The organism is Dermacoccus abyssi (genome assembly GCF_003515945.1).
Lineage (GTDB): Bacteria > Actinomycetota > Actinomycetes > Actinomycetales > Dermatophilaceae > Dermacoccus > Dermacoccus abyssi.
Window position 1 is genome coordinate 67,523 of record NZ_QWLM01000010.1, and the last position, 25,795, is coordinate 93,317.

Below are 25,795 nucleotides of genomic sequence, written 5' to 3' on the forward strand. Positions count from 1 at the left end.
GCCGACGTATGCGCCCGCCGAGCCGCGTCAGTCGAGCCCACGTGGCTGCACCGAGCACGAGAAGGACCGCCAGCGCGCTCAGTGCCCACGGCGACCACCAGAGCAACGGGTCGTCACCGCCCGGGAACTGTTGTCGTAGCGTTCCGCTGCGTCGAGCCCCTCGCGGGCGCTCAGGCCACTGCGATGCGTCAGGAGATCGCGGACGGTGGTCTCGTCGTTCGGTATCCAGGTGAAGTAGCGCGCTACCGGTGCGTCGAGCTACACGTCGCCGGCGTGGACGAACTGCAGCACCGCCAGAGCTGTGAAGGACTTGGAGACGGACCCCACAGGCAGCGCCGAATCAGCGGTGAGAGGCCTGCCGGTGCCGTCGGTCCCCGCGAGGTACTCGGTCTCGATCGTGTCCCGAGAAAGGACACGCATGGCAAGGCCGGGCCATCCGAGGCGTTCGCGGGTTTCGCGGGCCAACTTCTGCGGGTCAGTGTCTGCGGGGGCAGCCGGCAGAGCAGACGCGGCACCGGGCCGGAGCAAGCCCACGGTGAGTGCGAGGAGGAGGAAGGGGAGTGCCAGCAATCGCCATTTAAATATGCGCATATTTTTATTGTGCACGGGTCGCTACGCTGAGTCCATGCCGAGAACCGCCGACCACGACGCTCGTCGCACGCAGATCATCGATGCGGTGCGTGGCCTCGTCGCCAGTGACGGGCCCGAGGCCGCGACGATGAGCCGCATCGCGGCGAGTGCGGGTGTCTCGGTGGGCTTGGTGCAGCACTACTACGCCTCCAAGGACGTCCTGCTCGCCGACGCCTACGACCGAACCCTGCAGGTACAGCAAGGGCGGATCGAGACGCTCGTGGCGAGCGAGGAACAGGCGCGGGGGCGGATCGAACACATGGTGCTCGGCGCCCTGACACAGTTCCTTCCGCTCGACCACGATCGCCGAGACGAGACGATCCTCTTCGACCACTTCAGTTCCGTGGCGCTTCGACAGCCGAGCCTGCTCGAGGCGTGGCAACGCACGGACGACGTCCTGCTCGCACGGCTGCGTGAGGCCGTTGTCAACGCCGAGGAGTGCGGGGAGGCGCGAGAGGGCGTCGACCCGGACGACGAAGCGCGGCGCCTGCTCGCGGTGACCCGAGGTCTCGCTCGAACGCTCCTTCTGCGTGACGACGCCCACGAGGTCGCCCGGGTGCGTCGAGTTCTGGCCCAGGAATGCGCTTCGACGTTCCCGAACCCTTGTCGGCAATACGGGAGCTGACGTTCGTGGGGGTGGCTTGTGGACCGTAGGCTGCTCGTATGAGTGACTCTTCGGGCGGCAACAAGGCGATCTTCGCGGCCCTGGCGGCCAACCTCGGCATCGCCGTGACGAAGTTCATCGCCTGGATGCTCACCGGCATGAGTTCGATGCTGGCCGAGGCCATCCACTCGGTGGCCGACTCGGGCAACCAGATCCTGCTGCTCGTCGGCGGCAAGCGGGCCCGCAAGGATGCCGACGAGTTCCACCCCTTCGGTTACGCGCGGGAGCGCTACGTCGCGGGCTTCGTCGTCAGCATCGTCATCTTCAGCGTCGGCGGCATGTTCTCGCTCTACGAGGCGTACGAGAAGTACCACGAGATGTCTCTGCCGGACGCGCCGCACCCGGGCACCCACGAGAAGTGGTGGTGGGTTCCCATCGTCGTGCTCGTCGCCTCGATCCTCATGGAGGGTCGCTCGCTCATGACAGCGGTGAGCGAGGCCAAGAAAGAGAAGGGCGATCAGTCCTGGGGCTCGTTCCTGCGCAACGCCAAGAGCCCCGAACTCCCGGTGCTCTTGTGCGAGGACTCGGCTGCCGTGGCCGGTTTGACGTTCGCGCTCTTCGGCGTCAGCCTGGCGGTGTTCACCGAGAACGGCATCTGGGACGCCGTGGGCGCCGGGCTCATCGGTCTGCTCCTCATCGCCGTCGCGGCGTTCCTCTTTCGCGAGACGCGTTCCCTGCTCCTCGGTGAGGCAGCCCGCCCGGAGACGGTGCGCGAGATCCGTAGTGCCATCGAATCCGCCGACGGAATCGAGCGTGTCATTCACCTCAAGACCTCCCACCTCGGCCCGAACGAGCTTATGGTGGCGGCCAAGATCGCCATCGACCCGCAGGCGCGCGGTGCGGAGATCGTGCGCTCCATCGACGCGGCGCAGCAGGCCGCCCGGCGCGTCGATCCCGACCTGCAGATGCTCGTCTACCTCGAGCCCGACGTCGATACCGGCGGGGATGCGAGCGGCGGCATCGGGCACGTCACGTCAGCCCAGCGCGAGAACGCTCCGGGGGAGTGGCACGTCGGCCCTTCGCGACCCGACGACCGATAGGTCTGCTCAGCGCATTCGCAGGGACGCATCGACGTTCTCTAAGGTTGGCTCCATGAATCGAGAGCACGTTCGCCCGGTCCGCGTCGAGACCCGAGGCGGTCACTGATGGCCGGCGGACTCTTCGCGCTGCTCGACGACGTCGCAGCGCTCGCCCGCCTCGCGGCGGCCTCCACCGACGACGTGGCCGCTGCCGCCGGTCGCGCCAGTGCCAAGGCAGCGGGCGTCGTCATCGATGACACCGCCGTCACGCCGCGCTATGTGCAGGGCCTCGCGGCCGAGCGAGAGCTGCCGATCATCAAGCGCATCGCGATCGGCTCGCTACGCAACAAGCTGCTCTTCATCCTCCCGATCGCGCTGGTGCTCTCGGAGTTCCTCCCGATCGCAGTGACGATCCTGCTCATGCTCGGCGGTACGTACCTGTGTTTCGAGGGCGCGGGGAAGATCATCCACGCCCTCAAGCACCGCCGCGAGCACGGGCACGAGAGTGCCGTGGAGCGCGAGGACGAGGACGTTGCCACCGAGAAGATCGACGAGGACGAGGTCGTGAGCGGGGCCGTGCGCACCGACTTCATCCTCTCCGGCGAGATCATGGTCATCGCCCTGAAGTCGGTCACCGATCAGCCGCTCGTCTCGCGCGCGATCATTCTGGCCGTGGTTGCCGTCCTCATCACGGTGCTCGTCTACGGCTTCGTGGCACTCATCGTGAAGATGGACGACGTCGGCCTCAGCCTCATCGAGGGCGGCAAGAGCGAGAAGTTCGGCCGTTTCCTCGTCAACCTCATGCCCAAGGTCATGGCGTTCCTGTCCACCGTCGGCGTCGTCGCGATGCTCTGGGTCGGTGGCCACATCCTTCTCGTCGGCACCGACGAACTCGGCTTCCACCCGCTGTACTCGGCCGTCCATCACGTCGAAGAAGCGGTGCACGAGGCCACTGGCGCACTCGGCGGCGTGCTCGGATGGCTCACGAACACCGTCGCGAGCGGCATCTTCGGGCTCATCGTCGGCACGATCGTCGCGCTGATCGTGACGCCGATCCTCGCCGCTCGTGCCAAGTCGAAGGGCGAGGCGCCCGCGCACTGAGCTGCCGCACCTCACCTCTCGAACGGCCGTCGCGCGTCCCGTGCGGCGGCGTTGACGTGGCCGTGTCGGAGGTGGCCGGTAGACTCACGGCCAGTCGGCGCGGGCGATAACCCATGCACGAGAGCAGCCCAGAGGGGCACGCCGGAATCTCGAGTCACCGAATGCGAAGGAAACAGAACACCATGCCGTTCGACTACAAGATCCGCGACATCTCACTCGCCGAATCTGGCCGTCACCAGCTGCGCCTGGCCGAGCACGAGATGCCCGGTCTCATGTCATTGCGTGCTGAGTACGGCGAGAGCAAGCCGCTCGCCGGTGCGAAGATCGCCGGGTCGCTGCACATGACGGTGCAGACGGCCGTCCTCATCGAAACCCTCACCGCCCTCGGCGCCGAGGTGCGCTGGGCGTCGTGCAACATCTACTCCACCCAGGACGAGGCTGCCGCGGCCGTCGTCGTCGGCCCGAACGGCACCGTCGACGACCCGCAGGGTGTGCCCGTGTTCGCGTGGAAGGGCGAGACGCTCGAGGAGTACTGGGACTGCACGAACGAGATCCTCACGTGGCCCGGCAACGAGGGCCCGAACATGATTCTCGACGACGGCGGCGACGCCACGATGCTCGTGCACAAGGGCACGGAGTGGGAGAAGGCCGGCCAGGTGCCGCCCACCACCGAGGACGACTCCGAGGAGTTCAGCGTCTTCAAGGCCCTCGTGCGCAAGACCCTCGCCGAAGACCCCACGAAGTGGACGAAGATCGGTGAGCAGATCCAGGGCGTCACCGAGGAGACCACCACCGGCGTCCACCGCCTCTACGAACTCTCGCGCGCCGACGGACTGCTCTTCCCGGCCATCAACGTCAACGACTCCGTGACGAAGAGCAAGTTCGACAACAAGTACGGCACCCGCCACTCCGTGCTCGACGGCCTCAACCGTGCCACCGACGTCCTCGTCGGGGGCAAGGTCGCCGTCGTCGCCGGCTACGGAGACGTGGGCAAGGGCGTCGCCGCGGCGCTCGCAGGCCAGGGCGCCCGCGTCGTCGTCACCGAGATCGACCCCATCTGCGCGCTCCAGGCCGCGATGGAAGGCTTCCAGGTCACGACCATGGACAAGGCCTGCGAATACGGCGACATCTTCGTCACGACGACCGGCAACTTCGACATCATCACCGCCGACCACATGTCGCGCATGAAGAACAAGGCGATCGTCTCCAACATCGGCCACTTCGACAACGAGATCGACATGGCAGGCCTCGCCAAGATCCCCGGCATCGCCAAGGTCGAGATCAAGCCCCAGGTGCACGAGTGGACGTTCCCCGCCGACGGTGACGAGGAAGCCCGCTCCATCATCGTCCTGTCCGAAGGCCGCCTCATGAACCTCGGCAACGCCACCGGCCACCCGAGCTTCGTCATGTCCAACTCGTTCGCCAACCAGACGATCGCCCAGATCGAACTGTTCACCAACGGTGACGCCTACCGCGCCAACGGCAAGCCCCTCGTCAAGACGCTCCCGAAGCACCTCGACGAAAAGGTCGCCCGCGCCCACCTCGACGCCCTCGGCGTCGAACTCACCGCACTGCGCAAGGACCAGGCCGAATACATCGGCGTGGACGTCGCCGGCCCGTACAAGCCCGAGCACTACAGGTACTGACCACTTCGATCGTGCGGGCGCCCGGCGAGCAAGCTCGCTCGGCGCCCGCACGATCTTCGGGTCAGGTGTTGTTTGGCGCGTCTTCCGGCCAGGCCCTAGCGGGCCTGTCTCGGTGCGACACGCATCATGGCGCGTCTTCCGGCGGGACGAGTTCGCAAGCTCACTCGTCCCGCTCGGTGCGACACGCGGCCGTCCACTTCTCGAGGTGGGCGGCTTTCGTGTGGCTGTCACCTTTCGTGGTCTAGAGGTGCCCACGGTTCCTTGTGGCACCTTCGGTCCTGACGGATGGCGCTTCAGGTGCCGTTGGGGCGTCGTGGCTGGTTTTGTCCTGACGGACAGCGCTTGGGTGCCGAATTGGCGATTCGACGCGTTGTGTCCCGACTGGCCCGGGTCGGCCGAGCGTCCCCACTGGACTGTGGAGGGTGGGCGCGCCGTGCTCGCGTGCAGCCGCCCACCGTTACCTGTGTGTGACAATGAGCCCGGCGACGCCCGGGCACACCGCCCGAGCATCTTGAAAGGGGCAGACAGTGACCAACCGTGTGCTGATTGTTGACGACGACCCGGCACTCGCCGAGATGCTCGGCATCGTCCTGCGCGGCGAAGGCTACGACGTCTCCCACGTCGCCGACGGCTCCGCAGCGCTCGGGTCCTTCCGCGACTTCAAGCCCGACCTCGTCCTGCTCGACGTCATGCTGCCCGGCATGAACGGAGTCGAGGTCTGCCGCAAGATCCGCGCCGAATCCGTCGTGCCCATCATCATGCTGACCGCGCGTACCGACACCCTCGACGTCGTGGGCGGCCTCGAAGCGGGCGCCGACGACTACGTCAGCAAGCCCTTCAAGCCCGCCGAACTCGTCGCCCGAGTCCGCGCCCGCCTGCGCCGCGGAGACAACGAGCCCGAGATCGTCACCATCGGTGACCTCGTCATCGACCTCGCCGCCCACTCCGTCACCCGCGACGGCGAAGCCATCTCCCTCACGCCGCTCGAGTTCGACCTCCTTCTCGCCCTCGCCCGCAAGCCCTGGCAGGTCTTCAGTCGCGAGGCGCTCCTCGAGCAGGTCTGGGGCTACCGCCACGCGGCCGACACGCGCCTCGTCAACGTTCACGTCCAGCGCCTGCGCTCCAAGGTCGAGAAGGACCCCGAGAACCCCGAGATCGTCCTGACCGTCCGCGGAGTCGGATACAAGGCCGGTGCCGCCCAGCAGTCTTGAGCGCCGCGGACCCGCCCGACGCGCGCTCTCCGCCGCCGTCGCCGGCGCCCGACGCTTCGCCGCGTTCCTCGGTCGCACGTGGCGGCGGTCGCTGCACTTCCGCGTCATCAGCCTCACGATGCTCATGGGGCTGACGGTGGTGCTCGCCGTCGGTGCCCTCATGTACCAAGGCATTGCCGACGGTCTCGTGCGGAGCAAGACCAGCTCCGCCCAGCAGGTCGCGTTGCGCGAGACGGCCGACGTCCAGAACGCCTTCGACGCCACGGACAAGACCGACCTCACCACCTTGTACAACCTCTCGCGCGACTCCGTGCGACGCATCTCCAGCCCCCTCGACGACACCTCGCGACTCGTCGTCCTCATGCGGGCCGGCGACAACGCACGCCCCGGAATCCCACGCGTCAGCACCGCGGGTGCAGGCGAAATCACGCCCCCCGCCGACGTGCGAGGCGCGCTCGTCCGCGACCCTGCGCACCAGCAGACGAAGATCATCACCCTCCACCACGCCGACGGCGGTGACGTGCCCGCAGTCATGGTCGGCTCCCGCGTCAACATCCCGAACGCGGGCGCCTACGACCTCTACCTCGTCTTCCCGATGGACAAGGAAGCCCAGTCGCTCGGCATCGTGCGCAACTCGTTCGCCGCCGGCGGCTTGGGCCTCGTGCTCCTCATCGGTGCCTGTGCCTATCTCGCGACGAGGCTCGTCGTCACGCCCGTTCGGTCTGCGGCCCACGTCTCCGAACGCCTCGCCGCCGGCAATCTCGACGAGCGCATGCGCGTGCGCGGCGAGGACGACATTGCCCGTCTCGCGACGAGCTTCAACGCCATGGCCTCCAGCCTGCAGCGTCAGATCGGCCAGCTCGAAGACCTGTCGCACCTGCAACAGCGCTTCACCTCCGACGTGTCGCACGAACTGCGTACACCGCTGACGACGATCCGCATGGCCGCCGACATGATCCACGACTCCCGCGGTGACTTCGCCGCGCACGTGGCCCGCTCGTCGGAGCTCCTGTCGAAGGAACTGGACCGGTTCGAAGCGCTGCTGGCCGACCTGCTCGAGATCAGCCGCTTCGACGCCGGTGGCGCCGTCCTCAGCCGCACTCCCGTGTCGTTAACCGCCCTCGCCGCCGATGTCATCGACATGCACGAGCAACTGGCGCAGAAGCTGGGCGTCAAACTGGTGCTCGACGCGCCCACCGACGTCGAGGTGCCCATCGATCGCCGCCGTGTCGAGCGCATCCTGCGCAATCTCGTGTCTAACGCCATCGAGCACGGGCAGAACGCGCCGGTCGTCGTCATCGTCCGCTCGAACGTGACGGCGGTCTCCGTCAGCGTCCGCGACTACGGCATCGGTCTCAAGGAGGGCGAGGCGGACAAGGTCTTCGACCGATTCTGGCGGGCCGACCCGGCTCGCGCGCGCACGACCGGGGGCACCGGCCTGGGCCTTTCCATCTCCCTCGAGGACGCACGCCTGCACGACGGTTTCCTCGAAGCCTGGGGTGCGCCGGGGGAGGGCTCCTGTTTCCGCCTCACCCTGCCGCGCCACCCCGGCGTCCCCATCGCCTCGAGCCCCGGGCCGTTGCAGCCTTCCAGCGTTACCGCGCCCAAGCAGATCGCCAGCGGCACGATGCGCACCTCCGACGGCGGTGCGCGCCTCGTCTCGGGTTATCCGAGCACGGTCGGCACCAAGAAGGCCACGAACGCGTTGCCCCCGACCCTCGAAGGCGAAGCTGTCGCCCGGCCGAGGAGTGACGAATGAGCCGCCTCAGCCGTCCAGCGCCTTTGTCCGCGCTCGCCCTCGCCGCAGTCTTCACTCTCAGCGGGTGCATCGGCCTGCCCTCGACGACGGGGGTGCGCGCCGGTCAGGCCGTCGACGCCGGAGCTGTCGACGAGCCGCTCGCCGTGGAGCCGCTCACGGCGTCCTCCTTCGACGATCCGCGCTCCATCGCCACGGGGTTCGTGCGGGCACAGATGTCGTCGCAGGACAACCACGCAGCGGCTCGCACCTTCCTGACGGCCGAGGCCTCCACCGCGTGGAAGCCGGGTTCCGCCGTGACCGTTTTCAGTGGAGAGAGCGACATCGTCGCCACCCGACCGGAGACGGGCAAGGTTCGGCTGCGGATTCCCGTCGTCGCGACGATCTCTCCGGACGGTCACCTCGAGCGCTCCGATCAGTACGAGCGAACCCTCGAGTTCTCCGTCCGCGAGACCTCCGCAGGATGGCGCCTCACCGACCTGCCGCCGAACCTCGGCGTGTGGATGAGCGACTCGGATGTCACCCGTCTCTTCACGAAGGCGAACGTCTACTATCCGGCCCGCCACGGACGGGTCCTCATCGCCGACCCCCGCGTCCTGCCACGTCAGGGCCTTGCGACGGCGCTCGCCCGAGCGTCCTTGTCCGCGCCGCCCGCATGGCTCGAACCGGCCGTCGAACAGAGCGCTCCCGACGGCACACGTCTCGCCGTGGACGCCGTGCCCGTTCGCGAGGGCACCGCCCAGGTCGACCTGTCCAAGCAGGCCAGCGGGGCTGACAACGCCCAGCGCACGGCGATGTGGGCCGCCATGACCGCCACTCTTCTTCAGGCACCCGAGGTGGGCACGCTGAACCTCACGGTGGGCGCCACCCGCTTGGAGGCCGAGAACCTTCCCAGCACGGTCGACGAGGTCTCGGACGTGGGGTATCGCCTCCCGACCGGCGGCGTCGACACCGTCATCTCCCGCAGCGGCACCTACCTCGCCTGGACGCAGGCGTCCGCGAACGACGCCGTCTCCGGCACGACGAAAGCAGCGGCGCGCGGACGACCGTCGCTTCCCGCCGTCGAGGCGAACTGGACGTTCCTGGCAGCGGGCCAAGGAGGACGTCAGATCGCGGCGGTCTCGAAGGACCGCACCTCGATCAGACGATGGGTCAACGGCAGCGCCGTCACGCTCGACTCGCTCGGTACCGATCTGGTACGCCCCGCGTTCGATGCCAACGGCTGGCTGTGGACCGCCGGACACGCGTTCTCCAACGCGGAGTCGGGAAGGTCCGACTCGAAGGTGCGCGACGCGTCGGTGTGGGCCGTCGACACGTCCGCGAGTGAGGCCGGCGCGGCCCCGGTGCGGCTGCAGGTGCCGTGGCTCGGCGAAGGCGAGGTCGAGTCGCTGAGCATGTCCCCCGAGGGCCAACGTCTCGCCATGATCGTCAAGGACCCGAAGGGGCGCCGCGCCGTTCTGGCGGCGGTGGAACGTGACGCGAAGGGCCGCCCCGTCCGCCTCGGTCCGGCCCACGTCGCGGCCCGGGGCGTGAAGAACCCGACGAGCATCGTGTGGGCAGACGCGACGAGCCTCGCGGTCCTCGGCACGATCGACGGGACGAAGCGACCGGTGCTGCAGACGATCGACGACGTCGTCGAGCCGCTCGCCGCCGTGCGTCACGGCGACGGGCTCGCGAGCACGCTGCGTGGCTCCGACGGGCTGTTCGTCCGGACGTCGAACCAGACAGTTTTCACACGGCTGGGCTCGTCGTGGAGCAGCTTTCTCTCGCGTGGGGACGTCATCGTCCCCAACCCGTGACGGGAGATACGTCCCACCACGTCGTCGGACCGGCCTTTCCACAACACGTCGGTGTTCTCGGCTGCGCCTGGGGTCCCCAAGGCGCGACCGTGAGGCATGCGCCCCAGCCCGTTCGTGCACAACGATTCCCGATCGCCGCTTCGTCGAGCGCTCGCGGAGCTCCTCGATCTCGCGTGGCCGGTCACCTGTGCCGGGTGCGAACGCTGGTCCACGCCGTGGTGTGAGGCATGCGCTCGGGCAACGCGGCTCGAACTCCTGCGAGTCCGTCCCAGCCTCGCGCCACACCTCGTCGTCCATGCGGCCACGCCGTTCGAAGGTGCGGTGCGTCGTGGGGTGACCGTGTTCAAGGACGAGGGCCGCAGTGACCTCGCGCCCGTTCTCGGCGTCCTGCTGCGCGCCGCTGTCGCGGCGGCACTCGCGGAGTACGTCGACGGGGAGCGGCCGATCCCGAGGAGGTGGTTGCTCACCCCCGTCCCGTCGTCGCCCGCTGCGACGCGCGTACGCGGCCGCTTTCCTCTCGGGGAGGTGGTGCGTGCATCGCTGCACAGCGATCGAGCAGGTGCCGAGCAGCGGACGCTCGTCGAAGCTTCTCTGCTGCGCGCTTCGCGACGCACGGTCGACCAGTCCCACCTCACCCGAGCCCAGCGTGGCGCCAACGTCGCCGGAGCTTTCGCTTTGGCCGGTGCCCGCGAGGCCCATGTGCCGGAGGAGTGCGGCGTCGTCCTCGTCGATGACGTCGTCACCAGCGGCGCCACTCTGGCCTCGGCTCACGATGTCCTCGTGCGCGGTGGGTACGACCCTGTCCTTCTCGCGGCGGTCGCCGCGACGCCCGACGCGGGTGCCCGGGGCGACGCCTGAGACGTCCGTGGTCCTGGTCACGTCACGCGCTGTTCATCGGATCGGAACGAAACCCTGGTGTGGGCCCCCTCATAGGTCTAGCGTGGAGTCACGATCCACTCCTGGCAGGAGGTGATGCACTCAGTTCCCTGGGCGGCGCCGTGAATGTGCCCGGCCCCGCCGACTCACGCAGCATCAGTTCTTGGCCTGAGGAGGTCATTCCCATGGAGATCACCGTTACCGGTCGCCACGTCGAGGTTCCCGCCCGCTTCCACCGCCACGCGGAGGAAAAGCTGGCAAAGGTTCCGCAGCTCGACCCGCGCGTCGTGCGCTGTGACGTCGTCGTCACGCACGAACCGAACCCGCGACGTGCGAAAGAGGCGTACCGCATCGAGGTGACCTGCCGCGCCAAGCGCTCGGTCATCCGAGCTGAGGCAGCGGCCGACGAGGAGTACGCGGCACTCGATCTCGTCATGGCCAAGCTGGGTGAGCGTCTGCGTCGCCAGCACGACCGCAGGCGTGTGCACCGCGGCCACGCGCGCCCCACCTCCGTCGCCGAGGCAACGGCCGACCTCGGGCTGCTCGAGGTCATGCCCGACCTCAGCGACAACGCGGACGAAGCACCCGCTGCGCTCGGACAGGACCCGGACTGCCCGGTCCAGCTGCGTGAGAAGGTTCACCAGAGTGCGCCCATGAACGTCGACGAAGCTCTGCGCGAAATGGAACTCGTCGGCCACGACTTCTACCTCTACCAGGACAAGGAGACGGGGCGTCCCAGCCTCGTCTACCGCCGTCGCGGTTGGTCCTACGGCGTCATCCACCTCGACGTGACCGAGGAGGTCGCGCAGGACGACGAGGCCACCGCCTGAGACCGGCGGACTCGACCGCGGGGCCGTTCGCACACCGTGCGGGCGGTCCCGCGGCCGTTCGCCCCCAGGGTCGCTCCCGTGAGGATCGGTGACAATGGAGCGCATGTCAGGTGATGTCGTCGCGACCATCGTGGTCGAAGACCGGCAGATCGCGGTGCACGAGCCCTCGTCCATCGCTTCCCTTCGACGCCTTGTCGCGCTCGCCCGTACGGAGGACGTCGCGGCGGTCGTCGATCCGGCCGACGAAGCTGTCCTGGAACGACTGGTCGGCGCCGGTGTTGCAGCCTTCTTCCCCTTCGTGCCCTCGCGCGACGAACTGACCGAGGCCGCCGAGGCGCTCGCGGTCGCGGGCAGTTATGCCCACCCCGACCTCGCCCAGGCGTTGCTGCGTCTGGCGCGACGGGCTCTGCGACCGGACAGCGTGCTCGACGTCCTGACCGCGCGTGAAGTCGAAGTCCTCCGGCTGCTCGCCGGTGGACAGGCCAACCGCGCCATCGCGGCGCGCCTGTTCATCTCGGAGCACACCGTGCGCAATCACCTCGCGCGCATCTACCGCAAGCTCGACGTCACGACGCGTCGGGAAGCGGTCGACCTGACCCACGAGGCGTTGTCCGACGCCTCGCCGCGGGAGGAGCGCGAGGGGCGCCGCCCGAGCGACTAGGCTTAGGGAACTGTGCGTCCGTCTCGGGCGTACTACGTCAGTGTGAGGCCGCGGGCCGCTGCCCTCACCGACCATCGATCTACGGAGTTGTCGAGTGCCCAAGGTTGTCGAACGTGTTCTGCGTGCCGGCGAAGGCCGAACGCTGAAGAAGCTCGAAGCGATCGCCGCTCAGGTGAACGTCGTCGAGGAGGACTTCGAGAAGCTCACCGACGCCGAACTGCGCGAAGAGACCGACCGCTTCCGCGCCCGTCTCAAGGACGGTGCCACGCTCGACGACATCATGCCGGAGGCCTTCGCAGCCGTCCGTGAGGCGAGCCGTCGCACCATCGGCAAGCGCCACTTCGACGTCCAGCTCATGGGTGGCGCAGCCCTCCACATGGGCAACGTGGCCGAGATGCGCACCGGTGAGGGCAAGACCCTCGTCGCGACGCTGCCGAGCTACCTCAACGCGCTCGAGGGCAAGGGCGTCCACGTCGTCACGGTCAACGACTACCTCGCCGAGTACCAGTCGGAGCTCATGGGCCGCGTGCACCGCGCCCTCGGCCTCGAGACCGGCTGCATCCTTTCCTCGATGACGCCGGCACAGCGACGCGAGCAGTACGCCAAGGACATCACCTACGGCACGAACAACGAGTTCGGCTTCGACTACCTGCGTGACAACATGGCGTGGTCGCCCGAGGAGCTCGTGCAGCGCGGACACAACTTCGCCATCGTCGACGAGGTCGACTCGATCCTCATCGACGAGGCTCGCACGCCGCTCATCATCTCCGGCCCGGCCGACGCGGCCACGAAGTGGTACGTCGAGTTCGCCGGCATCGTCGAGCACCTGACGCGCGCCGAGAAGTCGAAGGAAGGCAAGATCGTCAAGGCCGGCGACTACGAGGTCGACGAGAAGAAGAAGACGGTCGGTCTGCTCGAGTCCGGCATCGAGAAGGTCGAGGACCTGCTCGGCATCGAGAACCTCTACGAGGCGGAGAACACGCCGCTCATCGGCTACCTCAACAACGCCATCAAGGCGAAGGAGCTGTTCAAGCGCGACAAGGACTACGTCGCGATGAACGGCGAGATCATGATCGTTGACGAGCACACCGGGCGTATGCTCGCGGGCCGTCGCTACAACGAGGGCGTCCACCAGGCCATCGAGGCCAAGGAGGGCGTGGAGATCCAGAACGAGAACCAGACTCTCGCGACGGTGACCCTGCAGAACTACTTCCGCATGTACGACAAGCTCTCGGGCATGACGGGCACAGCGCAGACCGAGGCCGCGGAGCTGTACCAGATCTACAAATTGGGCGTCATCACGATCCCGACGAACAACCCGCCCCAGCGTGTCGACCAGGCCGACCGCATCTACCGCACCGAGGACGCGAAGTTCCGCGCCGTCGTCGACGACATCAGCGAGCGTCACCGCAAGGGCCAGCCCGTTCTCGTCGGTACGACGAGCGTCGAGAAGTCCGAGAAGCTGTCGGAGCTCCTGCGCCGCAAGGGCGTGGCGCACGAGGTTCTCAACGCCAAGCACCACGAGCGTGAGGCCGCCATCGTCGCGCAGGCGGGCCGCAAGGGCGGCGTCACCGTGGCCACGAACATGGCCGGTCGAGGCACCGACATCATGCTCGGTGGTAACCCCGAGTTCATGGCCGTGGCGGCGCTCAAGCAGCGCGGACTCGACCCGGAGGAGACTCCGGAGGAGTACGAGGCGAGCTGGGACGAGGCACTCGAGAATGCCGAGAAGGCCGTCAAGGCCGAGCACGACGCCGTGACGGAACTCGGCGGCCTCTACGTGCTGGGCACCGAGCGTCACGAATCGCGACGTATCGACAACCAGCTGCGGGGACGATCCGGTCGTCAGGGTGACCCGGGGGAGTCGCGCTTCTACCTGTCGTTGCAGGACGACCTCATGCGTCTGTTCAACGCCGGCCTCGTCGACCGCTTCATGTCGACGTCGGGCATGGACGACGACCAGCCGATCGAGAACAAGATCGTCTCGCGTTCGATCCAGTCCGCTCAGGGCCAAGTCGAGAGCCAGAACTTCGAGATCCGCAAGAACGTCCTCAAGTACGACGACGTCCTCAACCGCCAGCGCGAGACGATCTATGCCGAGCGCAAGCGCGTCGTCGAGGGCGACATCGAAGGCCAGATGCGTCACTTCATCAACGACACGATCGACGCCTACATCGACGTCGCCACGGCCTCCGGTTTCTCCGAGGACTGGGATCTCGAGAAGCTCTGGGGAGCGCTCCAGGAGTTGTACCCGGTCTCGATCTCCCTCGACGAGCTCGAGTCGGAGTTCGGTGGCCGCGCGGGTATCACCCCGGAGATCCTCGGTGAGGAACTTCGCTCCGACGCGCAGCACGCCTTCGACGACCGCACCGCCTACCTCGGCACGACGGTGGCGCGTGAGGTGGAACGTCGCGTCGTCCTCACGGTTCTCGACCGACAGTGGCGTGAGCACCTCTACGAGATGGACTACCTCAAGGAAGGTATCCACCTGCGTCAGATGGCGCAGCGCGACCCTCTGGTCGAGTACCAGCGTGAGGGCTATCAGATGTTCGACGCCATGACCGAGGCGGTCAAGGAGGAGTCGGTTCAGCTGTTTTTCAACGTGCAGGTGGATCCCGACGAGATCGAGGCTTCCACGCCGGCGCCGAAGCAGCAGGAGATGCACTTCACCGCCCCGAACGAGGAGGGGCTCGCCGAGGAGCACCGCGTTGCGGCCGACGGCCACGTCATGGACGAGGACGAGGAGAAGTCGCGTGAGCAGCGTCGCGCCGCCGATCGCTCCCGTAAGCAGAAGGGCTCCAAGGGCGGCAAGAACACCAAGGGCTCGAAGAAGCGCAAGCGCTGATCGCGGCCACCTCAGAGCATTTCGAGCACCGTGACGACCCATCGGCCGTCGGTGCCGTTGAGGCGTAGAGCGATGGGCGTCGGACGACCGCCGATGCGTGCGACGACCGCTGCCTCGGCCACCCCGTCGCACGGTTCGCAGACCCGTACTCGGCGCACCCGCGTCAGGCCGGCACGCGGGCCGCGCCGTAGGGCGGTGCGGTAGCGGCGCGTCAGACGGCCGAGCACGTCGGCGTCGACGTGCCGCGACAGTTGCGTGGGCGGCCTTCGTCCGTCGAGGCATTCGACGAGTGCCAGGGCGAATCGTTGGACCCACACGCGTGCATCGGGGAGCGCGGCCGACGGCGTGTGCTGCGGTCCGAACATGGGGTCGACGTCCTCGTCCACGCCGCAACGTCGCGCGTAGTCCGTGGCCAGGCGTGCCCGGAGCTCGCCGGCTGTGGGTGCGGCGAGTTCACCGCGCAGCACTGCGCTCACCTCCTCCGAGCTGAGCACCGGTGGCATCTGGTTGGGACGTCGCTCGCCGACCCGTTGCAACGTGGTGGTCATCGGAGCGCTCCCACGGTCGCGCCGGGCACGCGAAGCACGTCGCCGACCTGGATGACGTCCGGGTTTGCCCGGAGGTCCGGATTGGCCTGGATCCAGGTGCCCACGGCGTCGGCCACGAGTTCGGCCGGGGCTCCTTCCGGGAGGTGCGCCGCCGCGATGGACCACAGGTTCTGTCCTCGAAGGACCACGTGGGTACCGGTCTCGGCCGCGCGTCCTGAAGGTACGACGAGGCGACAGCTGTGAGCGTCCGCGGCTCGTGACGAGGGCACCCAGCCAGGCTCGGGCGCAGAGCGACACTCCTGCGGCACCGTGTGGGAATCCGACGTGGGTGGTATCGCAAAGTCAGGTGTGGCCGAGGGCGACCCGTCGGGCACCTGTGGCGCGAAGTCGGGGGAGGGAGCCTGCGTCGTCGCTGTGACCGAGACGCCCGCGACGGGTGTGGCGCTCGCCGCCGCTGCACCGGACCCGACGAGTGCAGCCAGGGCGAGGAAGAGCGAAGCGGCTCGTGCCCTCGCCGGGTTGCGGTGAGCTCGCTCCGTCGAGCCGTGTGCACCCGGTTCGGGGCGTGAACCCGGAGTCGCGAGGATGTCCAGGGCGGCTGCGCCACACACCCAGGCCAGTCGGACGAGACAGGCGCTGGCCAGCGCGACGAACACCGAAGCCACGGCCTCGTCCGTCGTCTGTTGTGCCCGAGTTCCGAGCAGGTGTACGGCCGCCCACACGGCGCCGCCGAAGCACACTGCGGAGGCGCCGCATGCGAACGTCGCCGCGAGCCGTCGCTCGCCGGCAGTGGTGTGAGTGGTCATCATGTCGCCTCTCTCGTGAATCGCGCCGGAGTCGTTCGAGGTGTTCCGACGGATCTCCTTCGCTGCTGATGAAGGTCACTCTATGGCGAACAGTGACAAATGATGTCGATTCATGATGATCAATGTTTAGCGATGCCTGAGCGACGTGCGCGGTCAGCCCTCGATGCGGCACCGGAGAATCCCCGCTCGCCCGCGAGTCCGGGCTAGCGTTCAGCCATGCGCATGGACAGGTTGCTCGCCGATCTCGAGGCAGCGGAGGCTGCCCGACGCGCAGCACAGAGACGTGTCGAGATCGCCGAGGGCGTCCGCGCCGAACGTGCCGCCGTCACACTGGAGGACCGGCTGCGCGGCTCGCTCGGTTCCGACGTCGAGGTCGTTGCTGCGGCGCATCCGGTGCGGGGGCGACTCGTCGAGGTGGCCAGGGGGTGGATCGCGCTGGATCGCAGTACCAGGAAGGACGTGGTGCTCGGAGTCGACGACCTCGCGCGCCCGGGCTCCGTCGTGGTGGCCACCGCCGCGCTCGAGAGCGCTACCGGTCTGCGTGCCTCGCACCACAAGGACGATGCGCCGAGTGTGGGACGAACCTGGGGCTCGCTGCTCCGGGCGCTCGCCCGCTCACGAGTCACCGTCGTGTGGCGGACGACGAGTGGCAACGAGTTCACAGGTCTCGTCGATGCGGTCGGCGTCGATCACGCCGTGGTGAGACGCTCCGCAGGAACTCCGGTCGTTCTGACGACACAGGCTGTGGCGTGCATCGAGGTGGGAGCCCGTCGGGGCGAGGACTACCGCTGAACGAGCGTCACAGGTCGTCGATGTGGCCCGAGGCCACCGCGTTGCGTGTTGCCTCGTACTGCCGCTCGATGTAGCGCTCGACCTCGTCGGCTTCGACGCGCCATTGGTTGTTGATCTTGATGGCGGGCAGCTCGCCGGACTTCACGAGGCCGTACACCTGGCGGGCCGAGACGTTGAGCGTCTCGGCGACATCGGCGATCTGAACGAAGCGCTGAGCCACGGGGCCTCCTCGGAGTCGAGCCTGCGGAATTCTTACCAAAATCTGACCATCATTCTAGGCCTGCGCCGAGACCCCCATCGCTGACGATGTCAGTGGCTGTGGACAACCGGTGAAGGGAGAGCGACGGTGCAGACACCGTGGGGCAAGAAGGTCGTGAGAACGACGGCGCGTGGTTCGAACGGTGAGGACGCGTCGGGCACGAGCAACGATTCATCACGACGGGCCGGCGGATCCGGTGCGCGGTTCGTTCCTGCGAGCATCAAGGACGCTCGCTGGATCGTCGGGATCCTCCTGCTCGCTGTCGGTGTCATCGGCACCCTCCGTGTCATCTCCGGGCTCGACGACTCGGTCCAGGTCTGGACGGCGCGTACCAATCTCGTGCCGGGGCAGCGCCTTCAGGCGAGCGATGTCGTGCGCACTGCCGTGCGTCTCGACGAGGTCCAGTCGGTGTACCTCAGCGGCCCGGCGCCCTCGGGCGTCGTTCAGAGGCCCGTCGCGCGGGGCGAGCTCGTTCCGCGATCGGCGGTGGCCGACGCGAGCAGTGTCGACGTGCGCGCCGTCTCCGTGACGTTGGACCGCGGGCAGGCCGACGTCGTGCGCGCGGGCACGGACGTCGAGGTCTGGGTTGCCGACAAGTCGAGCGAGACGACATCGAACAGCTTCGAACGGCCGAGACAGGTCATCGACCGAGCTCTCGTCTCGCGCATCGGCTCCGGCTCGGGCGGGGTGGTCGCCGTTGCCGACGGTCAGCCTGTCGAGCTCGTCGTGCCGCGAGCATCGCTCGCCGAGATCATTGACGCGGTGAACTCGGGCTCGCGGATCACCCTCGTGCCTCTGGCCGGGAGTCGACGCTCATGACGAGCGTCGCCACAGCCATCTCCGCCCGGCTCGAAGCGCGGTTCGCCGCTGAACTCGAGGATGTCGAGGACGCGGAACTCGTGCGTCGTTGTGCCGACGTGGAGGAACTCCTCACCGTGGCCGAGGCCGGGAGCGTCACCGTCGCCGCGATCAGCCCTGATTTCCCGGGAATGAACGGCAGTGTCGTCGCCGAACTCGCACTGCGCGGAACCTCCGTCCTCGGCGTCGTCGCTCCCACGTCCCCGACCGACGCCCGCCAGTGTGAGGCCTGGGCTCTGAGTCACGTTCATCTGGTCGGTTCGGGCGAGCTGGAGCAGCTCGTCCGGTCACTGGAGCGTTCGCCCGTGACGGTGGGCGGCGCGGGGCTCTCGGTCACCACCGAAGAGGTGGGTGAGGAGGCGGACACCCCGTCCACCTTCTCGCAGCGAGCCACTGTCGGACCCGCCTCGACCTCGCCCAATGCCGGGCAACGCGCGACCGTCGTGACCGTGTGGGGACCGGCCGGGTCTCCCGGTCGCACGACGTGCGCAACACACCTCGCACACGCGCTCTCGCAGGACGGCCCCACCCTGCTCATCGACGCGGACACCGTGGCGCCGGCCTGTGCTCCGGTCCTCGGTCTCCTCGACGAAGCGCCCGGTCTGCTCGCCGCAGCGAGGCTCGTGGATGCAGGGACGCTGAACCTGTCGCAGCTGCGTACGCTCACGGTCACCCTCGACGAGGGCTTCGACGTCCTGACGGGCATCGGCCGCGCGTCACGCTGGCACGAGCTCAGTCGGTTTCATCTCGGCGCGGTTCTCGACCAGGCCGTCACGGGGTACCGGTGGATCGTCCTCGACATCGCGAGCGACCTCAGCGTCGACGAGTCACTGCTGTACGACACCGTGGCTCCGGTGCGCGCCGCGGCCGGCATCGAAGCGGTGGAGCGCAGTGACGTGTTGCTGGCCCTCGCGGCCTGCGACCCGATCGGGTTGCAGCGTTTCGTCGTCGAGTGGGAACAGGTGGGGAGCTCGCATCCGGCCACGCGCGTCGTCATCTCGAAGGCCCGCGAGCAGGCTGTCGGCGGCGCACCCGAGAAGGTGGTGGCGAAGGCGCTTGCTCGGTTCGCCAACGTCGATCCGGTGGCGGTGCTGCCCGATGCGCGTGACGAATTGGACAGCGCCCTTCTGCTCGGGAAGCTGTTGTCGACCACACGACCTGACAGCGCGTACGTGGCGGCGGTTGCACGGGTCGCGGCGAGCCTCGGGGCTACCGCCGGGCCACCTGCGACCCGCCGCGGTCTGCGCCGGTTGCGGGCCCCTCGCTAGGGTGTGGCACGTACGCAAACCAGCGAGGAGCGCCCGCCCATGATCCGTGCCTACATGCCTGTCGACGCCGACGCACTCGACATCTTGTCCCGTGAGGGATCGGTTCCGGCCACCCATGTCGTGAGCGTGACGTCCGGAGTGCGAGCACTCGCACCGGACGGTGACGAGGAACTGCACGAGCACCTCGCCTGCCAACTCGCCGCAGCGGCAGCCACCAGTGACCCCGTGGCGGTTCTCGCGTTCGACGTGCGGCCCGAGCGCGTGGAGGACGCGGAGGGCCACGTGGGTGCGATCTCGCTCCTGGGCGACGTCGGTCTGCGGGATGTCGCGTGCTTCCTCGTCGCGGACCCGGGCGAGCGCGTGCAGGAGGACGCCGAGCTCGAACTGAGCTGGTACGACGCAGGGGAGCGTGACAGCGTGCGTGCACTCCTGAGCAGCTGACCGCTCGGGGCGACGCGCCCACCCACGTGGTCGGTCAGCGCAGCATCCGGTCGTCACCGACACGGTCGAGACATCGGGTGAGGAAGCGCTCGAGACGTGTTGCCGAGTCGCCCAGGGCGTCGAACGACCCGTCCTGGCCGGCCACGAGCGGGCCGAGACGAAGGTAACCGTGACGGTACGCGGCGAGAACGCGGCTGAGACGGTCGAGGGCGTCGGCCACCGACGTGACGAGCGCGCCGCAATGTTGGGGCCCGGTTTCACCGATGAGCAGAGCCCGCAGTTCGTCATGGATGTCGTCGATCGCTTCACCGGCCCGACGCACCGAAACCGCGTTCCCCGGCAGGCGGCCGGATTCGATCTGACGCCTCAGCCCGGCTTGGGCCCGTCGCGTCACGAGGGGCGGGAAAGGCCCCGTGCGAGGAGCGGTGAACGACGGTGCGGGCTGCCCGGCGAGTTCGGCGCCCGCGGCGTCACTCAGTTGTTCGCTCAGGGACTCGACGACGCGGTCGAACGCCTCACCGTTCAGTGCCGTCGCAGGGTCGAACGGGATGTCGAGCAGGCGCAGCGCACAACGCGTCAGGTGGGTGGCGACGTCACGACTCGCGAGGCTGGCAGCTGGCATACCCCCAGCGTATGAGCAGGGCGAATCTCGGCGTCGGCGCACCCTCCGTGCCTGGGGATAACCCCGGTGGGACGAGGGCCCGGCAACACCGCTCGCCCTCGACTCGGACCCGGGTGTCCGCGCGCGTTAGAGTCGCCTAGGTGGTACAGCGTCGTGCCGCTTCTTCGTCCTGCCAGGAGAGGTCATGTCTGTCGAGGCTTCCACGCCCGTCCTGTCCGAAGTCGCTGAACGTGTCGGTGTCACGCTCGAAGTCGCTCAGGGGGTGTTGGGCGACATTCCGGCCGCGGAGCTGGAGGGCAAATCCCTCGATCACCTCGCGTGGATCGTGCGAGGGCAGTGGAGGGCCGCGGCCGAGCGACGCCAGGGGGAGCCGGTCGTCGTCGTCGAGGAGGAACTGCCGCGCTCGCTCGTCGCGGACGCGGTGGAGCACGCGGGTGTCTCCAGCCTGACCTCGGGTGTCGTGGTTCGCGTTGTCACGGACGACACCGCTTTCGTCGTGGACTCACTCGTGGCAGCGTTCACGGCTCGAGGTGCGGGCATCGGGGATCTCGTCCACCCGCAGATGCGTGTCGTGCGTGACGATGCTGGTCGCCTCATCACGGCAACGCGAAATCGCAAGCGTCAGGGTGCGGTCCGTCTGCCCGGTCACAGCGAGGAACTTCCCGCGGGCGCGCACGAGGTCGCGGAGTCGTGGGTCTATCTCCACCTCTCGCCGGAGGGCGAGTTCGACGGCAGCCAAGACATGGTGGAGACCGTGCACAAGGTCCTTCGCGACGTGCGCCTGGCTTCCGAGGACTGGCAGAGCATGCGTGACATGGCCCTCCAGACGGCCGACGACCTCGAGAACGACCCGCCCGTGAGTGTTCCCGAGTTCGCCACGGCTGACGTGCGCCGCTTCCTGCACTGGCTGGCCGACGACAACTTCACCTTCCTCGGCTACCGGGAGTACGAGTTGGCCACCATGGACGAGGAGGACGTCCTGCGGCCCGTGGAGGGCACCGCCCTCGGCATCCTGCGCAGCGCATCGGGTTCGGCCACCGGATTCGAGCGCATGACGCGGGAGAGCCGCGCCATGGCACGCTCCCCGCAGCTGCTCATGCTGACCAAGGCCAACTCGCGCTCACGTGTTCACCGTGATGCCTACCTCGATTACGTCGGCGTGAAGACCTTCGACGCGGAAGGCAACGTCACCGGGGAACGCCGCTTCCTCGGTCTGCACACGGCCCGCACCTACGCGGCACCGACGTCGACCGTTCCGGTCGTTGCCGAGCGGGTTGCGAAGGTCGTGCGTCGAGCCGGGCACTCGCCCGACTCCCACTCCGGACGTGACTTGCTCAACGTCCTCGAGAACTACCCGCGCGACGAACTGTTCCAGACGTCGTCCGCGCGCCTCTACGACATCGCCACCGAGGTCGTGCGCCTCCAGGAGCGCCGCCACGTCGGCGTCTTCACACGCAATGACGACTACGGGCGCTTCGTCGCCGTCATGGTGTACCTGCCGCGTGACCGGTACAACACCCGGGTGCGCGAAGCCATTGCCGAGTTCCTTCGCGAAACCTACGGCGCGCAGAACGTCGACTACACGGCTCGGGTGAGCTCCGAGGCACTCGCCCGTATCTTCTACACGGTTCGCATGCCGCGCGGCGCCGCCATTCCAGACGTCACGCCCGAGCAGATTCGCGCTCACGTCCTGGAGACGACCCGGACGTGGACCGAGCGTGTCACGCATGCCGCGCAGACGGAGGGTGAGCTCGACGGTTCGACGGCCCGCGCTCTCGTCACGCAGTACGGCACGGGCTTCTCGACGGCCTACTCCGAGGCGTTCTCGCCACGCCAGGCGGTGGCGGACATGCAACGCCTGGAGAGGCTGGGTGACGACGACTCCGCGCTCACGCTCTACGGCACCAAGAACCTCGACACCCGCGAACGTCGGCTCAAGATCTTCCGCAACGAACCCCTCATGCTCACCGAGGTCTTTCCGATCTTCACCCACCTCGGCGTGCAGGTTTCCGACGAGCGCCCATACACGGTTCGACGCTCGGACGGCCGCACCTCGTACGTGTACGACTTCGGTCTGATCGCGGACCGCACGGCCATGTGGGGCAACACCCCGCAGGAGAGTTCGCGCCGCCGCACGAACGTGCAGGACACCGTTCTCGCGGCGTGGCGTGGGCAGGCCGAGAACGACGCCCTCAACCAGCTCGTTCTCGCTGCCGGGCTCACGTGGCTCCAGATCAGTCACCTGCGGGCCCTCGCTCGCTACATGCGCCAGATCGGCTTCTCGTTGAGCTACGAATACGTCGTCGCGGCGCTGCTGGCCAACACCGACCTCACGTCGCTGCTCGTGCGTCTGTTCGAGGCGCGCTTCGACCCGACCCTCGACGACGCCGAGCGTGAGGCCCAGACGAAGGCGGTGCGTCAGCGCTTCTCCGACGGACTGGCCGACGTGGCGAGTCTCGACCACGACCGCATCCTGCGCACTCTCGAGGGTGTCATCATGGCGATCGTGCGCACCAACGCGTACACCCCGCGGGTCCTTTCCGGCGAGGTCGCCGAACTCGTCTTCAAGATCCGGTGCGCCGACGTGCCCGGCATCCCCGCACCGGTTCCGATGTTCGAACTGTGGGTCTACGGCCCGAAGGTCGAGGGTGTCCACCTGCGCTTCGGTCAGGTGCGCGCGGCGGCCTGCGGTGGAGCGACCGGTTCGAGGACTTCCGAACCGAGGTGCTCGGCCTCGTCAAGGCGCAGATGGTCAAGAACGCCGTCATCGTGCCGACCGGATCGAAGGGCGGTTTCGTCGCGAAGCAGCTCCCGGACCCGAGCGACCGCGAAGCGTGGCTCGCCGCGGGCGTCGAGGCGTACGAGGCCTTCATCAGCGGCATGCTGTCGGTTACCGACAACCGTGACGGTGACGAGGTCATCCCCCCGAAGGACGTGGTGCGTTACGACAGCGACGACCCCTACCTCGTCGTCGCGGCCGACAAGGGCACCGCGGCCTTCTCCGACAAGGCCAACGCCGTGGCTCGTCGCGCAGGCTTCTGGCTGGACGACGCGTTCGCGTCCGGAGGCTCGAACGGGTACGACCACAAGGCCATGGGCATCACCGCCCGCGGTGCGTGGGAGTCGGTCAAGCGTCACTTCCGCGAGCTCGGGCACGACACCCAGAGCGAGGACTTCACGGTGGTCGGCGTCGGCGACATGAGCGGCGACGTGTTCGGCAACGGAATGCTCCTCTCGGAGCACATCCGCCTCGTCGCGGCGTTCGACCACCGCGACATCTTCATCGACCCGAACCCTGACGCGGCCACCTCCTACGCGGAGCGCAAGCGCCTGTTCGAGCTGCCGCGTTCGTCGTGGTCGGACTACTCACGTGACCTCATCTCCGAGGGCGGCGGAGTGTTCTCGCGCTCGGCCAAGCAGGTGCGCCTCACCCCCCAGATCCGCGAGGCCCTGGGTATCGAGGGCGACGTGGAGACGATGACGCCGAACGAGCTCATGCACGCCGTGCTGCTCGCTCCGGCCGACCTCTTCTGGAACGGTGGCATCGGCACGTACATCAAGGCATCGAGCGAGACCAGCGAGCAGATCGGCGACCGCGCCAACGACGCCATCCGTGTCGACGGGCGTGACCTGCGCGTCCGCGTCATCGGTGAGGGCGGCAACCTCGGCGTCAGCCAGCTGGGGCGTATCGAGGCAGCGCAGAACGGCGTCAGTGTCAACACCGACGCCATCGACAACTCGGCGGGCGTCGACTCGAGCGACCACGAGGTCAACATCAAGATCCTCCTTGCCGATGTCGTACGCGACGGCGGGCTGACGATGGACGAACGCAACGAGCTTCTTGCGTCGATGACCGACGAGGTTGCCCACAAGGTGCTGCGTCACAACACCGACCAGAACACGCTGCTCGGCAATGCGCGCGTCCAGGCGCCGGCCATGCTGCACGTGCACCGTCGTCTCATCGACGCCCTCGAAGCGGACGGCTTCCTCGACCGCGAGCTCGAGTTCCTGCCGAACGACGTCGAGATCGACGAGCGGATCGAGGCCGGTGAGGGCCTGACCTCGCCGGAGTTCAGCGTGCTGCTCGCCTACGCGAAGCTGCGTCTGAAGGATCAGGTCCTCGCGAGCGACGTCGTCGACGACGAGTGGTTCGTCCGTGAGCTGGCCGCCTACTTCCCGGACGCTTTGCGCACCCGGTACCCCGAGGCGATCGAGGCGCACGCACTGCGTCGCGAGATCATCACGAACTCGGTCGTCAACGGCCTCGTCAACCGCGGCGGCATCACGTTCGTCCACCGCGCGAGCGAGGAGACGGGGGCTCGCCCGGAGGAGATCGTGAAGGCGTTCGTCGTGGCCCGTGAGGTCTTCGACGCGCAGAGCTTCATCGACGAGGTCGAGGCACTCGACAACGTTGTGAGCACCGACGTCCAGTCCTCCCTGCTTCTGCGTCTGCGTCGTCTGCTCGACCGAGCCACCCGCTGGTTCGTCCATCACGAGGTGGAGCACACGTCGGTGTCGGCGCTCATCGAGCGTTACGAGCCGTCCGTCAGCCGTCTCGCGCCGAAGGTTCCGGAGCTCGTCATCGGCGTGGGCCGGGAGCAGTACGAGGACACGGCGGCGGGTCTCGTGGAACAGGGTGTTCCCGAGCAGTTGGCCCGACGGGCCGCCGCCCTGCTCGATCTGTTCGTCCTGCTCGACATCACGGATCTGGCGCACGAGGTCGACGCCGACGTCGAAGCCGTGGCGAGCACGTACTTCCACGGTGCGGCGCAGATCGGTCTGGGACGCATGCTCGACGCCATCGCCGAGCTGCCGCGTGACGACCGGTGGGACGCACTGGCCCGCGGTGCGGTGCGTGACGACGCCTACGCGGTGCTCACCGACCTCACACGCGACGTCATGCTCGAGGCGCCGGAGGCCGGGTCCACCGAGGAGCGCTGGAACGCCTGGGCCGAGCGGCACGCGCTCGCGGTCGAACGCGGCCGTGCGGCGATCGCCGGCGTCGAGCGGGCCGAATCGCGTCTCGCACCGATGTCGGTCGCGCTGCGCACGCTGCGCACGCTGACGCGTGGCACCTCCGGCGACTCAGGGCAGACCGAGCCGACCGCGTGAGCGTGACGACGACCGACATTCTCGGGTCGGCCTCGTGGAGTGACGAGGCGA

Annotated in this window: 20 protein-coding genes and 2 pseudogenes; 16 read left to right on the top strand and 6 right to left on the bottom strand. The window is 68.0% G+C overall.

What is annotated here, in order from left to right; genetic code table 11:
- Positions 1-78: 78 nt before the first annotated feature.
- A pseudogene (locus D1832_RS15820) lies at positions 79-591 on the bottom strand (serine hydrolase domain-containing protein).
- A 34-nt stretch (positions 592-625) separates the two neighbouring features.
- Here D1832_RS15820 and D1832_RS15150 point away from each other — a divergent pair.
- From D1832_RS15150 to secA, 11 genes are all read left to right on the top strand, one after another.
- The gene (locus D1832_RS15150; RefSeq protein ID WP_182434742.1) at positions 626-1,255 is read left to right on the top strand and encodes a TetR/AcrR family transcriptional regulator; all 630 of its coding nucleotides are present in this window, start codon (positions 626-628) and stop codon (positions 1,253-1,255) included.
- 38 nt (positions 1,256-1,293) lie between these two features.
- Complete coding sequence (locus D1832_RS09645) at positions 1,294-2,334, top strand: cation diffusion facilitator family transporter (protein ID WP_047311907.1); 1,041 nt, start codon at positions 1,294-1,296, stop codon at positions 2,332-2,334.
- Between the two features lie 105 nt (positions 2,335-2,439).
- Positions 2,440-3,414, top strand: a complete 975-nt coding sequence (locus D1832_RS09650; protein WP_118913673.1) for a DUF808 domain-containing protein — start codon at positions 2,440-2,442, stop codon at positions 3,412-3,414.
- A 182-nt stretch (positions 3,415-3,596) separates the two neighbouring features.
- Entirely contained in the window at positions 3,597-5,060 is a 1,464-nt protein-coding gene (ahcY, locus tag D1832_RS09655) for an adenosylhomocysteinase (protein WP_118913674.1), read from the top strand.
- A gap of 527 nt (positions 5,061-5,587) precedes the next feature.
- Positions 5,588-6,271, top strand: a complete 684-nt coding sequence (mtrA, locus tag D1832_RS09660) for an MtrAB system response regulator MtrA (protein ID WP_118913675.1) — start codon at positions 5,588-5,590, stop codon at positions 6,269-6,271.
- Complete coding sequence (gene mtrB, locus D1832_RS09665) at positions 6,252-8,030, top strand: MtrAB system histidine kinase MtrB (protein WP_241510959.1); 1,779 nt, start codon at positions 6,252-6,254, stop codon at positions 8,028-8,030. Before mtrA ends, mtrB begins: the two co-directional genes overlap by 20 nt.
- A complete protein-coding gene (locus D1832_RS09670; protein WP_118913676.1) occupies positions 8,027-9,826 on the top strand; it encodes an LpqB family beta-propeller domain-containing protein in 1,800 nt (599 codons plus the stop codon). Before mtrB ends, D1832_RS09670 begins: the two co-directional genes overlap by 4 nt.
- Positions 9,827-9,922: 96 nt before the next feature.
- Positions 9,923-10,684, top strand: a complete 762-nt coding sequence (locus D1832_RS09675; protein WP_118913677.1) for a ComF family protein — start codon at positions 9,923-9,925, stop codon at positions 10,682-10,684.
- Positions 10,685-10,887: 203 nt separating this feature from the next.
- Entirely contained in the window at positions 10,888-11,532 is a 645-nt protein-coding gene (gene hpf / locus D1832_RS09680) for a ribosome hibernation-promoting factor, HPF/YfiA family (RefSeq protein ID WP_118913678.1), read from the top strand.
- A gap of 103 nt (positions 11,533-11,635) precedes the next feature.
- Positions 11,636-12,193, top strand: coding sequence for a helix-turn-helix transcriptional regulator (locus D1832_RS09685; protein ID WP_241510960.1), 558 nt, complete (start codon positions 11,636-11,638; stop codon positions 12,191-12,193).
- A gap of 94 nt (positions 12,194-12,287) precedes the next feature.
- Complete coding sequence (secA, locus tag D1832_RS09690) at positions 12,288-15,038, top strand: preprotein translocase subunit SecA (protein ID WP_118913679.1); 2,751 nt, start codon at positions 12,288-12,290, stop codon at positions 15,036-15,038.
- Positions 15,039-15,049: 11 nt separating this feature from the next.
- On the opposite strand, the gene D1832_RS09695 is transcribed toward secA, so the two are convergent.
- Positions 15,050-15,586: an Rv3235 family protein gene (locus D1832_RS09695; protein WP_052947037.1), complete on the bottom strand. Its 537-nt coding sequence runs from the start codon at positions 15,584-15,586 to the stop codon at positions 15,050-15,052.
- On the bottom strand, positions 15,583-16,392 hold the full coding sequence (locus D1832_RS09700) for a LysM peptidoglycan-binding domain-containing protein (RefSeq protein ID WP_147362669.1): 810 nt from the start codon (positions 16,390-16,392) through the stop codon (positions 15,583-15,585). The genes D1832_RS09695 and D1832_RS09700 overlap by 4 nt, the downstream gene beginning before the upstream one ends.
- A gap of 216 nt (positions 16,393-16,608) precedes the next feature.
- Between D1832_RS09700 and D1832_RS09705 the strand changes: the two genes are divergently transcribed.
- The gene (locus D1832_RS09705) at positions 16,609-17,184 is read left to right on the top strand and encodes a hypothetical protein (RefSeq protein ID WP_052947038.1); all 576 of its coding nucleotides are present in this window, start codon (positions 16,609-16,611) and stop codon (positions 17,182-17,184) included.
- 7 nt (positions 17,185-17,191) lie between these two features.
- Here the strand turns inward: D1832_RS09705 and D1832_RS09710 are convergent, their stop codons facing one another.
- Positions 17,192-17,404 (bottom strand): helix-turn-helix domain-containing protein, encoded by a 213-nt coding sequence (locus D1832_RS09710; protein WP_047311915.1) that lies wholly within the window; start codon positions 17,402-17,404, stop codon positions 17,192-17,194.
- 126 nt (positions 17,405-17,530) lie between these two features.
- Here D1832_RS09710 and D1832_RS09715 point away from each other — a divergent pair, with 126 nt between their 5' ends.
- Genes D1832_RS09715 through D1832_RS09725 form a run of 3 tightly spaced genes read left to right on the top strand, consistent with a single transcriptional unit; the run spans position 17,531 to position 20,010 of the window.
- Complete coding sequence (locus tag D1832_RS09715; protein ID WP_052947039.1) at positions 17,531-18,262, top strand: hypothetical protein; 732 nt, start codon at positions 17,531-17,533, stop codon at positions 18,260-18,262.
- Positions 18,259-19,569 carry a CpaE/TadZ family protein gene (locus D1832_RS09720; protein WP_118913681.1) on the top strand — a complete coding sequence of 437 codons (1,311 nt, stop codon included), beginning with the start codon at positions 18,259-18,261 and terminating at the stop codon, positions 19,567-19,569. The genes D1832_RS09715 and D1832_RS09720 overlap by 4 nt, the downstream gene beginning before the upstream one ends.
- A 39-nt stretch (positions 19,570-19,608) precedes the next feature.
- Positions 19,609-20,010, top strand: coding sequence for a DUF6912 family protein (locus D1832_RS09725; RefSeq protein ID WP_118913682.1), 402 nt, complete (start codon positions 19,609-19,611; stop codon positions 20,008-20,010).
- A 34-nt stretch (positions 20,011-20,044) separates the two neighbouring features.
- On the opposite strand, the gene D1832_RS09730 is transcribed toward D1832_RS09725, so the two are convergent.
- Both D1832_RS09730 and D1832_RS16130 read right to left on the bottom strand, forming a co-directional pair.
- Positions 20,045-20,632 carry a hypothetical protein gene (locus tag D1832_RS09730; protein ID WP_118913683.1) on the bottom strand — a complete coding sequence of 196 codons (588 nt, stop codon included), beginning with the start codon at positions 20,630-20,632 and terminating at the stop codon, positions 20,045-20,047.
- Between the two features lie 136 nt (positions 20,633-20,768).
- Positions 20,769-21,062, bottom strand: a complete 294-nt coding sequence (locus tag D1832_RS16130; RefSeq protein ID WP_338067317.1) for a hypothetical protein — start codon at positions 21,060-21,062, stop codon at positions 20,769-20,771.
- Here D1832_RS16130 and D1832_RS15825 point away from each other — a divergent pair.
- A pseudogene (locus D1832_RS15825) lies at positions 20,951-25,741 on the top strand (NAD-glutamate dehydrogenase domain-containing protein); the annotation flags it as partial. The gene D1832_RS16130 and the pseudogene D1832_RS15825 overlap by 112 nt on opposite strands.
- Between the last annotated feature and the right edge of the window lie 54 nt (positions 25,742-25,795).

Coding starts and splice junctions, on each gene's coding strand:
- D1832_RS09725 (WP_118913682.1), top strand. CDS start 19,609: ATGATCCGTGCCTACATGCCTGTCGACGCCGACGCACTCGACATCTTG.
- D1832_RS09705 (WP_052947038.1), top strand. CDS start 16,609: ATGCGCATGGACAGGTTGCTCGCCGATCTCGAGGCAGCGGAGGCTGCC.
- ahcY (WP_118913674.1), top strand. CDS start 3,597: ATGCCGTTCGACTACAAGATCCGCGACATCTCACTCGCCGAATCTGGC.
- hpf (WP_118913678.1), top strand. CDS start 10,888: ATGGAGATCACCGTTACCGGTCGCCACGTCGAGGTTCCCGCCCGCTTC.
- D1832_RS09700 (WP_147362669.1), bottom strand. CDS start 16,392: ATGACCACTCACACCACTGCCGGCGAGCGACGGCTCGCGGCGACGTTC.
- D1832_RS09685 (WP_241510960.1), top strand. CDS start 11,636: ATGTCAGGTGATGTCGTCGCGACCATCGTGGTCGAAGACCGGCAGATC.
- D1832_RS09675 (WP_118913677.1), top strand. CDS start 9,923: ATGCGCCCCAGCCCGTTCGTGCACAACGATTCCCGATCGCCGCTTCGT.
- D1832_RS09730 (WP_118913683.1), bottom strand. CDS start 20,632: ATGCCAGCTGCCAGCCTCGCGAGTCGTGACGTCGCCACCCACCTGACG.
- D1832_RS09650 (WP_118913673.1), top strand. CDS start 2,440: ATGGCCGGCGGACTCTTCGCGCTGCTCGACGACGTCGCAGCGCTCGCC.
- D1832_RS09670 (WP_118913676.1), top strand. CDS start 8,027: ATGAGCCGCCTCAGCCGTCCAGCGCCTTTGTCCGCGCTCGCCCTCGCC.
- D1832_RS09720 (WP_118913681.1), top strand. CDS start 18,259: ATGACGAGCGTCGCCACAGCCATCTCCGCCCGGCTCGAAGCGCGGTTC.
- D1832_RS15150 (WP_182434742.1), top strand. CDS start 626: ATGCCGAGAACCGCCGACCACGACGCTCGTCGCACGCAGATCATCGAT.
- D1832_RS09645 (WP_047311907.1), top strand. CDS start 1,294: ATGAGTGACTCTTCGGGCGGCAACAAGGCGATCTTCGCGGCCCTGGCG.
- D1832_RS09695 (WP_052947037.1), bottom strand. CDS start 15,586: ATGACCACCACGTTGCAACGGGTCGGCGAGCGACGTCCCAACCAGATG.